The following is an 11,973-nucleotide window of genomic DNA, read 5'->3' on the forward strand; positions in this document are numbered from 1 at the left end:
TCCAGAATTAATCCTCAATATTTAAATTATAATCATCAAAGTGTAATTTATATTAAATAGTAACCGATACTTTATAAACTCCCATGTATTTATATTATCTGGCTGTTCTCGCCCCGACTGGACATGGGTAGGACTATACGCGATCTTTTTATCTAGTAAATACGAATTTATCGGCCAAATCGATCGTTATATATAATTTATTTGGTGTTTTATGCCATGTTTATGATCAAAACCCAGTTATTTATGCCAAATAGGCTTGACTAAGCAAGGTTATACTTCAAATATTTTTATAATATCAGCAATAAATCTTATCTGTGTTTATTCGACAAATCAGAGACATCAACAATGTTGAAGGAAAAATCCTACAAAATATAGGAATATATTCATACGCCATCAATAGAACTATTCTTTTAATTAATTCAAATTGTATATAATAAGCAATGAATACATTTTTAATGTCAAATTTTGTCGATAAAAAAGATGTTGGAAACCAAATGATATATATCCCGAGATTGCAAAATGCAGGCTAGCACAACTAATACACCAGCAAGTTGAAGCATAAGGGGTATAAACAAATGGTTAACTGGTCCCTTTTACACCCTATGATGGCCGGATTTGGCATTCCGCTCTAGTTAAAACCAGCCCATGATTGAGCTACATCCATACGGCGGAGGGCCGGAAATGACTAACAGCGCATTACTGATTATTGATGTTCAACAATCTTTCGAACATAAATCTTTTTGGCAGCAGCAAGACTTACCCGCCTTCTCGGCGGCACTGAATCTATTAATTACCGGCTGTAAACTGCGAGGAGTGGCACTGGTCGATGTTTTTCATGTCGCCCCAGAAGGGCCTTTCTCACTGGCGTCAGGCTATGTTAAACCAATGTCGCTGGTTTCCCATCAGGCAGATGTTACCGTACAAAAGCGGGTACATAACGCGCTGACTGATTCAGGTCTGGATCAGTGGCTAAAGGAAAGGCAGATAGATCATCTAATTATTGCCGGTATGCGTACTGAGCAATGCTGTGAAACCACCGCCCGTGTGGCATCGGATTTAGGTTATCAAGTGACCTTCGTGACTGAAGCTACGCTAACCTTCCCAATGATGCAGCCAAATGGTGTGGTATTGAGTAGCGAAGAATTAAAGCTGCGCACTGAAACCGTGTTAGTCGATCGGTTTGCCACCATCCGTACCGTTGCGAAAACACTGGATGCTCTGGATACTCGGCCGTCAGAGGTGGTTGCAGAAAAAACAGTAAACTGGCAGCCACAGCCTTATTTGCCACGAGATATCACCCCTGCTGACGTTAAATATCTTAAGCAGTGGCAGTTGAAGCGCTATGTTATTCGTTACTCGCAGGCCCAAGGTGACACACCATATTACGCCCCCGCTTATCAGTTAGTTGGGCAGTGGTTACCTGAAGAAGCAGAAACGGTGAACCGCCCAGGCATTGGTTTTGTGATTGAGCATCAGGGGAAAACACTGAATTACCTGATTGTTGGATGGTGGGACAATGAGAATGAATTGCGCGTGAAAGTCTGGGTACAAGAGCAGGGAGTGTGGCGTGCGGCACGGGATGAATCGTTCTGTGTGTGGGATTTGCAGGTTATGGCCTTTGAACGCGATGCTTTTGTTGCTACTTTGCTACAGCACACCCCGGATATTCCGGCTTATCTGAACCGTTATCTGACGGTAACTGTGGATTAACCATGCAACGAAATGTCTATTTCCTATTGCTTCCCGGCGTGCTGTCGCTGGATTTAACTGGCCCGGCTGAAACCTTACGGTTGGCAGGGTCATTTAATCTCTTCTATATCAGTCCATTGCCGCAAGTGACGGCTTCCACCGACATGGTGCTAGGCCAGTTACAACCACTGCCTGACCGCTTGCCAGAGGGCAGTTTACTGGTCGTGCCGGGAGTGAGCGACTCACGCCACTACTTTGCAACCGAAACGGCCGCAGTGGCCCGTCACTGGTTACAACAGCAAAAAATAGCCATTACACAGCAAAAAATAATCTTGGTTTGTGTCTGCTCCGGTGCATTACTGGCGGCACAAGCGGGGCTACTGGATGGCTACCAATGCACCACTCATCACAATGTACTTGAGCGATTACGTCAGCAGGCACCCGCCGCACAAACCAAAGAAAACCGTATCTTTGTTGAAGACCGTGGCGTGTATACCAGCGCCGGAATTACGGCGGGTATTGATCTCTCTTTGCATCTGATTAGCCGCTATTGCAGCCCACAAACTGCATTAGAAGTCGCACGGGAAATGGTGGTTTATTTTCGACGGTCTGGCGATGATCCGCAGCTTTCCCCCTGGTTACGTTACCGCAATCACCTGCATCCCGCCGTACACCGCGCGCAGGATGTGATGTCGGCAGAACCGGAAGCCGAATGGTCACTGCTTCAGGTCGCGCAGAAAGCACATGTCAGTAGCCGCCATTTAACACGATTATTCCGCGAACATGTCGGGATCAGTGTGCGTGAATTTCACGAACAATTGCGAGTCGCAGTGGCCGAAGTTCGCCTGCAAGAAGGGTTTAATCTGGAGAAAGCCGCACTGGCTGCCGGGTTCTCCTCCGGCCGCCAGCTTCGGCGCGCACAACAGCGTGGGCAGGTCGTGGTTAACTGACCAGACGCCGCCGGTCAATGCGCTGTAATCCCATGGATAGCAAAGTGCTCAGGGCGAGAGCCAGTGCGAAAACATAGAAAATATCCAGTATCGGATAACCCGTAAAATCGTAATGATGGGTGCGAATAAAGTGAATAATGAGCGCGTGGAAGCCGTAAATCGCCAATGAATGCCCGGCGAGCCAGCTTAGCCAGCCAATTTGCTGGTTCATGCAGTTTTTAAACCACACCAGCAGTGATACCGCCGCAACGAACACCAGCGGGCCACAATACATATAGAAAGTATCCGCAAAACTGCCATTAATCCGCGTCTGCTTTTCAGTTGAGATGGCAATAAATATTACGCTGGTGATAAACAGCAATGCCGCCCCCCAACTGATCACCCTGCCTTTGGTTTCCAACATTCCAATTGCCCGCCCCAACAGCGCGTACAGCAAGTAATAAAAAGTATCACCGTAGATATAGAGGTTGATTGGCAATAAATGGAAACCGCCAATCGAATATTTGCTGGCTTGGGGATTGGCTAGCACTGCCAGCAGTAAAATCACCACCGCCAGATAGCGGCCTGACACCGGTTTGACATTAATCAGTGGTGATACCAGATAAACCACGATAATGGCGTAGAAAAACCACAGATGATAAAACACCGGTTTTTGCAGGATATTCTGTAGTGAGCTCCAACCGTTGATCGGCGTCAGGATCGAAATATAAATCAGGGCAATCACACTGTAGAACAGCAGGCATAGCCCAATTCGGGTGAAGTGCTTTTGCTGTGCACTTTTTTCACCAAAAAACAGATAACCAGAGATCATAAAGAACAGGGGCACGCAGGCACGAGAAGCAGAATTGAGCAGATTGGCAATATCCCAGTTAGCCTCACCCACCTGAGCACCACTGGTGACGTAATAGGTTGTGGCATGGATCATGACCACCATAATGCAGGCCACCGCCCGCAAATTATCAATCCAGCCAATCTTATTGGTCATGCATACTCTCTATCACCTGTCAGCATACTAAAAGCGTTGATCTATTTACGGCATCAATAATCAGGTTGCAAACAATAACGTAAATTTAACGTATCCCCAAAATAATTGGCATTGCCATATTCCTCTATTGACGGCAAAATAACCGACCTGACGCGCTTTGAATGCACACCCTGCCTGAGCCGTATCCTTTTTTACGTTTATTATTAATAGCTTAATTTATGCAAACTTCATTTTCACCCGCGACACGTTTAGGTCGACGGGCGCTTTTATTCCCTCTTTGTTTAGTATTGTTCGAATTTGCCGCTTATATCGCTAACGATATGATCCAGCCAGGTATGCTCGCCGTAGTGGCTGATTTTAATGCCAGTATTGAGTGGGTTCCGACCTCTATGACTGCCTATCTGGCTGGCGGGATGTTCTTGCAATGGTTACTTGGGCCGTTGTCAGACCGCCGTGGGCGCCGCCCGGTAATGTTGTTCGGTGTCGCATTCTTTGTGGTGACATGCCTTGCCATCTTGCTGGTCAATAGTATCGAACAGTTCATCGCCATGCGCTTCCTGCAAGGGATCGGCTTATGCTTTATTGGTGCCGTCGGTTACGCCACTATTCAGGAATCATTTGAAGAAGCGGTCTGTATTAAAATTACCGCGTTAATGGCCAATGTCGCCTTGATTGCCCCATTACTCGGCCCTCTGGCGGGGGCCGCCTTGATTCATGTCGCTCCGTGGCAGGCAATGTTTGTGCTATTTGCCGTGCTGGGGGCCATTTCATTTGTGGGCTTATGGCGCGCCATGCCGGAAACCGCCGCTCTGAAAGGGGAGAAACTGTCAGTGGCAGCGATGTGGCATGACTATAAGCTGGTGCTCGCCAACCGCCGTTTCATGTGTGGTTCCCTGGCGTTAGGCTTTGCCAGCCTGCCATTGCTGGCGTGGATTGCGCAATCACCTGTCATTTTGATCAGCGGTGAGCAGCTATCCACTGTTGAATATGGTGTTTTGCAGGTGCCCATTTTCGGCGCACTGATTATTGGTAATCTGACACTGGCGAGATTGAGCGGCAAAACCAGTATTCCACGTCTTATCCGCTACGGTGCCGGTCCGATGATTATTGGCTTGCTGGTTGCCGCAGGCTCAACGCTCTATTCATCCCATGCTTATCTGTGGATGACGGCAGGACTGAGCCTGTATGCCTTTGGTATTGGCTTGGCTAATGCCGGTTTGGTGCGGTTGACACTGTTCGCCAGTGATATCAGTAAAGGTACGGTATCTGCCGCCATGGGGATGATCAGTATGATGGTATTCACCTTCGGCATTGAGTTTGCCAAAATCGCTTACTTGTGGGGCAACAGCGGTATCTTTAACCTGTTCAATCTGATCAGTGGCTTGCTGTGGCTGGGCTTGGTGATGATATTTATTCGCCGTCAGCCGGAGGCGGTTACTGCGGAGTAGTTTTAAAGCGGGAGAGAAGCAGCGCTTTTCTCCCGCTAAATATTTTTGTTAGCGTAACTTTAAAGCTGAAAAGCTGTCACGCCATATAACTATCCTTGCGAATTAGGTTAGCGCCAAAAGCAGCACCCAACAATTAATACATCTCATGCGCTGGATATCGTAAAAATTACATATTAGGAGATGTATTAAGAAATAGCCCACTGTCACGCAACAAATGGTCGTTACCTCGGCGGCGAGTAAACCCACTGCGGTCAAAGAATTCAAGGATTTGAATCGCCAGTTTGCGGCCAACACCCAGTCTATCGCGGAAATCTGAGGCACAGGCGCTGCCCTGGCTGGCATCCAGCTCACGTACCAAATCAGCGAATTGCTCAATACGCTGGCTGCGATAGTAGCGATCAGGAACAATTGCTGTGATATAGCCCAGTTGTGCCGCTTTGCGCAATAGTGTGCGCATCTCACCTTCTTCAATCTGCATCTGTGCCGCCAAATCGCGCACCCACCAAGGGTCATCGGCAAAATAGGATGCGACCTGCTGCCACTGAACCTGCTCCTCGGCAGTAAATGCCAGGCCATGAGCTGGCAGATGTAGCCAGCCACGGGTATTCTTTAGCGCCCCTTCAGCCAGCAGATCATCAATCAAACGGAATACCAGCCCTTCATCCAGCGTTGGCAACGCCATACGCCGCAAGCGCGCCCGCCCTAATCCTAACTGATCACCATGCTGTTGATGATACAGGCACAGGACATGTAATAAGGTTTGTTGCCCTTGCTGAGCATGAGGGCGCGAGAGTGCGATATCACCGGCGACAACGCTATCGGTCTGCGCCAGTAAGTCCGCCATATCACGTTCAGTTAGCTGGCGTGCCCAACTGAAGTCAGACAAAGAAACCGGCCCTTGGGCCAGATGTAAATCTAGCACTTCACGGTCAGAGGCTGCCTGGGCCAGCGCGGTTAACCAAGATAAATACGCAGGTTGCCGTTTGCCGCGTTTGGGGGCCGTCAGATGAATCACCCGAGCACCGCCCAAGGTCTTCTTCGCCGCAATATCACGCAGAATAAGACGATCGTTTTCAGCCAGCGATAGCGGGTTATCCAACAGCAGTTCAGCAAGTATCGGCTGGGGGTTCTCGTCGGTAGGTTGTGGATTGGTCAGCAGCGAAAAACGCCCGGTAATATGGCTGGCGGCATGATGCAGATGTAAAGGTTGCCAATGTTGGATCGGTGTATCAGCATCCACAATGACAAGTACCCGCTCCGTGGCCTGCGGCGGCTGTTGCGTTAATAGCCAGTCACCGCGGTTGATCTGTTGTTTGCTGATATCGCCACTGATATTCAGGGCGATACGCTGGCCAGCTTGCGCCTGTGATGTATTTTGATTTTGGGCATGGATACCACGCACCCGCACCGGACAGTCGCCGCCGGTGAGCCATAAGGTATCACCGAGTTCCACCTGACCTGCCAACGCCGTGCCCGTTACCACCAAGCCAGCCCCTTTCACACTGAATGCACGATCGATAGCCAGACGAAAGCGCCGCTGTAACCGGCTGTGCTGTGCATTTTGTTGGTGGTATTGCGCCAGATGTTCACGTAATTCGTTAATGCCACGCTCGGTCGCCGCCGCCGTCACGAACAAAGTGACTTGCTCTGCTTGCCAGCCCTGTGCCGCCAGCTCTGCCAGCACCTGCTGGCGAGCCTGTTCGATACGCTCATCATCAACCCGATCAGCTTTGGTCAGTGCCACGGTCAACGTGGGGCGACCGCTGAGGCGCAAAATCGCCAGATGCTCGCGGGTTTGTGCCATGACACCATCATCACAGGCAACCACCAGCAAAGCATGATCAATACCGCCCACGCCCGCCAACATATTGGCTAAAAACTTCTCATGGCCGGGGACATCGATAAAACCCATAACGCTGCCGTCGGGCTGGGGCCAATAGGCATAACCCAGATCAATGGTCATGCCGCGCTGTTTTTCTTCCGGCAGGCGATCCGCATTCACCCCGGTGATAGCCTGTAAGAGTGTCGTTTTGCCATGATCGACATGGCCTGCTGTTGCAATAATCATCGAGCCAATTCCCTGAGCAACGCCGCCTCATCCTCCAGGCAACGCAAATCGAGCCACAAACGCCCATCAGCCACGCGGCCAATAACCGGCTTAGCCAAACCGCGCCAACGCGCTGTTAGGGCTTCCAGAGCACTTCCACGCCCCTCTTTTGGTGCGAACGTTACCGCCCAACTGGCCAGACGGTCTACCGGTAGCGAACCGCTACCGATCTGCGACCAGCAAGGTTCTGCCGCCAGCGTGAAATCGGTGCCATAACGAGCGGTTAGAGCACCCAATACCCGTTGTGCACTCTCGGCGATAACCTGTGTTGGCCGGGTGAGTAACCTCATGGTTGGCAGCAACTCTGTCAACCGGTCTGGCTGCTGATAGAGACGCAAGGTGGCGTCCAGTGCGGCCAGCGTCATTTTATCGGCGCGTAACACCCGCTTAAGTGGGTGCTGCTGTAGCTGCTCAATCCACTGTTTTTTGCCAAGAATAATCCCGGCCTGTGGGCCACCCAGCAGTTTATCGCCCGAAAAGGTGACTAAATCGATACCCGCTGCAATCAATTGCTGTGGCATTGGTTCTGCTGGCAAACCATAGCGGGTCATATCCACCAACGAACCGCTGCCCAGATCGGTGGCGGTCGGGATGGAGAATTCATGGCCTAATGTTGCGAGTTGCGCTTCGGCAACCGAGGCGGTGAAACCTTCAATACTGTAATTGCTGGTATGCACTTTCATCAGCAGGCCAGTGTGTTCATTTATGGCTTGGCGGTAATCTTTAAGGTGCGTGCGATTAGTGGTACCCACTTCGACCAATTCACACCCCGCCTGTCGCATCACATCCGGGATACGAAAAGCACCACCAATCTCCACCAGCTCACCGCGAGAAACCACTACCTGTTTCCCCGCCGCCATTACCGTCAGCATGAGAAACACCGCAGCAGCATTGTTATTCACGATACAAGCATCTTCCGCACCGGTCAGCTCACACAGCAAATCGGCGATAGCCCGGTCACGATGGCCACGCCCGGCACCACTCAGAGAGTATTCCAGTGTTACCGCGCCACGCATCGCATCATTCACCGCAGCAATAGCTGATTCAGCCAATGGGGCACGGCCCAAGTTGGTATGCAATACGGTACCGGAAAGGTTAAAGACGGGTTTTAACGCGGATTGGCGGCTATGTAAACGCTGCTTTAATGCTGTTGGCCAGTCACTGCACCAATCAGCCAGTGAATGAAATTGGCGGATATATTCACGAGCCTCAACCTGCATTTGACGCAAAATATCGGTCAATAAAACAGGGCCATATTCAGCCACTAAAGGGGCAACATCTGGCTCGCGTAGCAGGCGATCTATTGCGGGTAACTGACTGTATAACTGATGGGGTTCTGCGCTCATACTCACTCAGGTAATAAGGTCGAAAGAGCGCCATAATAATGGTACGGCGCTCGGTCTGAGTAATTAGTGTAGCGCGATAGAATCAACCACGCTATTCACTAACGTTTGGTGTTGCTTGGTTTTTTCAGCGGCAGAGACCATCTGAATAAATACCACTTTCTTATCTAACACAGTAAAGATTGTAGTCGCTACCATCGGCGAATTTTGTATTTTTTGCTTGGTATCAAACAGGCGGAACTTATGGCCATCAACGGTGATGTCTTTTTGTCCGGTTTGTTTAATATTCTGGTACTGAGCACTGAACCCCTGCAATAACCCTTTGTTTAACGCATCAAGGGACAAATCACTGGTATCAAGCAATTCAACGCCCGGCGGGTTAGTCACCGCAGTGACGGCCATTTGTTTACCGGCAGCATCAATCAATAACAACGTTTGATTTTGCTCATTGTTTACGTCACCCGCCAATTTAGTTTGGTCAACAAATGATGTTGGTAATACAAAGGTAACCTTACCATCAAATAGACTAACCTGCTGCTGGTCAGCGGAAAGTTTAGCGGCTGGCGTGGTTGCTGCTGGCGGAGTTACTGCGGGTGTAGAGGCTACCGGAGCGGGCGCGGGTGTTGTAGCAGGGGTCGATGCAGGGGCGGCATTGTTGGTGCTTTCCTTGCTCTCCTTACTGTTATCACACGCGGCCAGACCACCTACCAACACCATCACTACCGTCAGTTTTGCGACTATCTTCAACATACAATAAATATCCTTATTTAAGTTAGCGTATCGCTCGGATGATGGAGTAGCGCCTGTCAATAAAACCAACAGTGGTTACAATGGCCATCACATGTGAGCGCGACCATTGTATAATAACCATACAAACTATACTTCTATTTTGTGACCCGGAAACCTATTCCCCTGGAAACAAGAATGGATTGATACTGCTGCGGGCGAATCCTTCACCTTCCATTTTGGCATCAAGAATAAGCGAGGCCAGATCATCAGCAACCGCTTCAACTTGTGGGTCTTTTTCCTGATAGAGAATTTTCAGGTAAGTGCCGCAATCACCACAACTTTCCGCTTTTACTGCCGCCAGTTCACTGTCCAGTGACCAGTAATTCAAATCACGGGTCTGTTCGCAGTTACTGCATTTGATTCGGACCACATGCCACTCGCTTTCACACAAGTTGCAGTGCAGATAACGTAAACCGTTTTGGGTACCGATATGCACCACGCTGGAGACCGGAATACTGCCGCAGACTGGGCAGAACTGGCGATGTTCACCATATTCAGCTCGCGCCTTACCGGGGATCTGGCTGGCCATCTGCGCCCAATACAACGATAAAGCCGCCCAGATGAATGGCGCTTTTTCACTGCCGATTTGGGCAAACTCGCGGTTTAACAGCGCATCAGCATACAGTTCCAGCTCATGTACCGATGCCTTATCCAGATTATCCAATACGGCCACAATATGATCCGGGGCATCAGGGCGTAGTTCAGCAATCAGTGCTGACAGGAGCTTACGCCAATGTTCAGTGCGAGGAAAAACACTCAGATCCAGGGGCGGTTTACCGCTGGCAGCGGATTGCTCCAACTCAGCCTGCATATCCAACACCAGCGGATGGTCATGCAGCGCTTTTTGCTGCGCTTGGGTAATTTTAGCCGCAAAATCCAGATAATCGGACAACGGGTTATCCAGCGCAAGTTGCTGTAAACGTTCAGTGCGCCGGGTATACAGGCTTTTTAAATTCGCGAAAAGTAACGGCGGGATATTCCCCGCCGTTGTGCCTTTTTCGCTTTGTTTTCCTAGTTGATCTTTAGGGACAATGCGAATACTCATCAGGGTTTCTCTTCCTGTTTTTTCTGACGCTGACTTTTGGCGTTAACCTCACGGTACCAGCGCGGATGGTGCTTTTTCGCCCACGCCGCCGGTACCCAGCCTTCTACCATCGCGGTAATGGTGCCCTTAACCCACAGGGCAGCATAAACGTGCACCATAATCACGATAATTAACCCGACCGCCGCCAGCGAATGCACCAGCAGTGCCAGGCGAATCAGCGGGATCGGGAAGGAAGGCGCAAAATAAGGCCGCCAGATAACAACACCACTGGCCAACAACAACACCAGACTGATAATAGCAGCCCAGAATACGCACTTCTGACCGAAATTATAGCGCCCCGTGTCGCCGACTTCCTCATTCATGGCGATTTTATGGATATTTTTAGCCCATTCCAGGTCTTCCTTATTGATCAGATTATGTTTCCAGTAACGGAAAAACATGATCAGGAAGGCGGCGAACATAATCACCCCGGCAAAGGGGTGAAGGATGCGTGCCAACTGCGGCGTACCAAAAATATTCATCAGCCAGTTAAATGACGGGAAGAAGAACCCCAAACCACTGATAGCGGCCAGTATAAAGCAGAAGGCCACTATCCAGTGGTTGATGCGCTCCGGCGCGCTGTAGCGCTGGATGCGTTTTTCTTTTTTCATTTGGGCGTCTCCCCGTCGTCTGAGTGCTCAGCGGTGGTCTGCTCCGGTGGCGGCAATGACGTGTCAGCAGGTGTTGAATCCGGCTTATCGTCTTCGTTCTCCTCTTCTTCAACCCGGTTCGGGCCGACACCCACATAATGGAAGATACTGGCCGCAAAGGTTGCAGCGAAGCCCACCGCTGCCAGTGGTTTCCAGATCCCCTTCCAGAAGGTGACTGTCGGACTGATGGTCGGGTTCTCCGGCAGACCATGATAGAGCTGCGGTTTATCCGCATGATGCAGTACATACATCACATGGGTGCCCCCCACGCCAGCGGGGTCATATAACCCTGCGTTATCAAAGCCACGAGTTTTCAACTCAGCAACCCGGCCCGCAGCGACTTCTTTCATCGACTCTTTGGTGCCAAAGTGAATCGCTCCGGTCGGGCAGGTTTTCACACAGGCAGGTTCCTGGCCAACACCAACGCGATCGACGCACAAGGTACATTTATACACCCGGTTGTCATCTTTGTTCATGCGCGGCACATCGAACGGGCAACCGGCGATGCAGTAACCACAGCCGATACAGTGTTCTGACTGGAAATCGACGATACCATTGGCATACTGAATGATTGCCCCTTCCGACGGACATGCCTTCAGGCAGCCGGGGTCAGCACAATGCATGCAGCCATCCTTACGGATCAGCCACTCCAGCTTGCCGCTCTCTTCAACTTCAGAAAAACGCATCACCGTCCATGATTTAGCGGTCAGATCTGCGGGGTTATCGTACACCCCGACGTTATGACCGACTTCATCACGGATATCATTCCACTCCGAACACGCCACCTGACAGGCTTTACAACCGATACAGGTGGTGACGTCGATAAGCTTGGCCACCTCTTGCTGGTGGTTACGATCCTGTGGCGGCGGCGTAAGGGAGTTGGTGCCGGAGCGCCGTATAATGTCTTGGGTTTGCAGTGACATAGGTT

10 protein-coding genes are annotated in these 11,973 nt (G+C 50.4%); 3 read left to right on the forward strand and 7 right to left on the reverse strand.

Features of this window, described 5'->3' with window-relative positions:
- Positions 1 to 681 precede the first annotated feature (681 nt).
- Together V2A84_RS18730 and V2A84_RS18735 are read left to right on the forward strand one after the other, a co-directional pair.
- A complete protein-coding gene (locus V2A84_RS18730; protein ID WP_193784752.1) occupies positions 682 to 1,710 on the forward strand; it encodes a cysteine hydrolase family protein in 1,029 nt (342 codons plus the stop codon).
- A 2-nt stretch (positions 1,711 to 1,712) separates the two neighbouring features.
- A complete protein-coding gene (locus V2A84_RS18735; protein WP_083161447.1) occupies positions 1,713 to 2,639 on the forward strand; it encodes a GlxA family transcriptional regulator in 927 nt (308 codons plus the stop codon).
- On the opposite strand, the gene V2A84_RS18740 is transcribed toward V2A84_RS18735, so the two are convergent.
- Positions 2,632 to 3,624, reverse strand: a complete 993-nt coding sequence (locus tag V2A84_RS18740) for an acyltransferase (RefSeq protein ID WP_083161449.1) — start codon at positions 3,622 to 3,624, stop codon at positions 2,632 to 2,634. The genes V2A84_RS18735 and V2A84_RS18740 overlap by 8 nt on opposite strands.
- A gap of 218 nt (positions 3,625 to 3,842) precedes the next feature.
- Between V2A84_RS18740 and V2A84_RS18745 the strand changes: the two genes are divergently transcribed.
- Positions 3,843 to 5,072 (forward strand): MFS transporter, encoded by a 1,230-nt coding sequence (locus tag V2A84_RS18745; RefSeq protein WP_083161451.1) that lies wholly within the window; start codon positions 3,843 to 3,845, stop codon positions 5,070 to 5,072.
- 166 nt (positions 5,073 to 5,238) lie between these two features.
- On the opposite strand, the gene selB is transcribed toward V2A84_RS18745, so the two are convergent.
- The 6 genes from selB to fdxH form a co-directional block, all read right to left on the reverse strand.
- Positions 5,239 to 7,140 (reverse strand): selenocysteine-specific translation elongation factor, encoded by a 1,902-nt coding sequence (gene selB, locus V2A84_RS18750; protein WP_083161453.1) that lies wholly within the window; start codon positions 7,138 to 7,140, stop codon positions 5,239 to 5,241.
- A complete protein-coding gene (gene selA / locus V2A84_RS18755) occupies positions 7,137 to 8,525 on the reverse strand; it encodes an L-seryl-tRNA(Sec) selenium transferase (protein WP_083161455.1) in 1,389 nt (462 codons plus the stop codon). The genes selB and selA overlap by 4 nt, the downstream gene beginning before the upstream one ends.
- A gap of 63 nt (positions 8,526 to 8,588) precedes the next feature.
- Positions 8,589 to 9,272 (reverse strand): DcrB-related protein, encoded by a 684-nt coding sequence (locus V2A84_RS18760; protein ID WP_083161457.1) that lies wholly within the window; start codon positions 9,270 to 9,272, stop codon positions 8,589 to 8,591.
- A gap of 154 nt (positions 9,273 to 9,426) precedes the next feature.
- The gene (gene fdhE, locus V2A84_RS18765; protein ID WP_083161459.1) at positions 9,427 to 10,356 is read right to left on the reverse strand and encodes a formate dehydrogenase accessory protein FdhE; all 930 of its coding nucleotides are present in this window, start codon (positions 10,354 to 10,356) and stop codon (positions 9,427 to 9,429) included.
- Complete coding sequence (gene fdoI / locus V2A84_RS18770) at positions 10,356 to 11,006, reverse strand: formate dehydrogenase cytochrome b556 subunit (RefSeq protein ID WP_083161461.1); 651 nt, start codon at positions 11,004 to 11,006, stop codon at positions 10,356 to 10,358. Before fdoI ends, fdhE begins: the two co-directional genes overlap by 1 nt.
- The gene (fdxH, locus tag V2A84_RS18775; protein ID WP_442849012.1) at positions 11,003 to 11,968 is read right to left on the reverse strand and encodes a formate dehydrogenase subunit beta; all 966 of its coding nucleotides are present in this window, start codon (positions 11,966 to 11,968) and stop codon (positions 11,003 to 11,005) included. The genes fdoI and fdxH overlap by 4 nt, the downstream gene beginning before the upstream one ends.
- Between the last annotated feature and the right edge of the window lie 5 nt (positions 11,969 to 11,973).

This window comes from Yersinia sp. 2553 StPb PI (assembly GCF_052217105.1).
GTDB classification, from domain to species: Bacteria; Pseudomonadota; Gammaproteobacteria; order Enterobacterales; family Enterobacteriaceae; genus Yersinia; species Yersinia enterocolitica_E.

What these genes read in the sequence shown, in the direction of transcription:
- V2A84_RS18730 (WP_193784752.1), top strand. Translation starts at nt 682, where the DNA reads ATGACTAACAGCGCATTACTGATTATTGATGTTCAACAATCTTTCGAA.
- V2A84_RS18735 (WP_083161447.1), top strand. Translation starts at nt 1,713, where the DNA reads ATGCAACGAAATGTCTATTTCCTATTGCTTCCCGGCGTGCTGTCGCTG.
- V2A84_RS18740 (WP_083161449.1), bottom strand. Translation starts at nt 3,624, where the DNA reads ATGACCAATAAGATTGGCTGGATTGATAATTTGCGGGCGGTGGCCTGC.
- V2A84_RS18745 (WP_083161451.1), top strand. Translation starts at nt 3,843, where the DNA reads ATGCAAACTTCATTTTCACCCGCGACACGTTTAGGTCGACGGGCGCTT.
- selB (WP_083161453.1), bottom strand. Translation starts at nt 7,140, where the DNA reads ATGATTATTGCAACAGCAGGCCATGTCGATCATGGCAAAACGACACTC.
- selA (WP_083161455.1), bottom strand. Translation starts at nt 8,525, where the DNA reads ATGAGCGCAGAACCCCATCAGTTATACAGTCAGTTACCCGCAATAGAT.
- V2A84_RS18760 (WP_083161457.1), bottom strand. Translation starts at nt 9,272, where the DNA reads ATGTTGAAGATAGTCGCAAAACTGACGGTAGTGATGGTGTTGGTAGGT.
- fdhE (WP_083161459.1), bottom strand. Translation starts at nt 10,356, where the DNA reads ATGAGTATTCGCATTGTCCCTAAAGATCAACTAGGAAAACAAAGCGAA.
- fdoI (WP_083161461.1), bottom strand. Translation starts at nt 11,006, where the DNA reads ATGAAAAAAGAAAAACGCATCCAGCGCTACAGCGCGCCGGAGCGCATC.
- fdxH (WP_442849012.1), bottom strand. Translation starts at nt 11,968, where the DNA reads ATGTCACTGCAAACCCAAGACATTATACGGCGCTCCGGCACCAACTCC.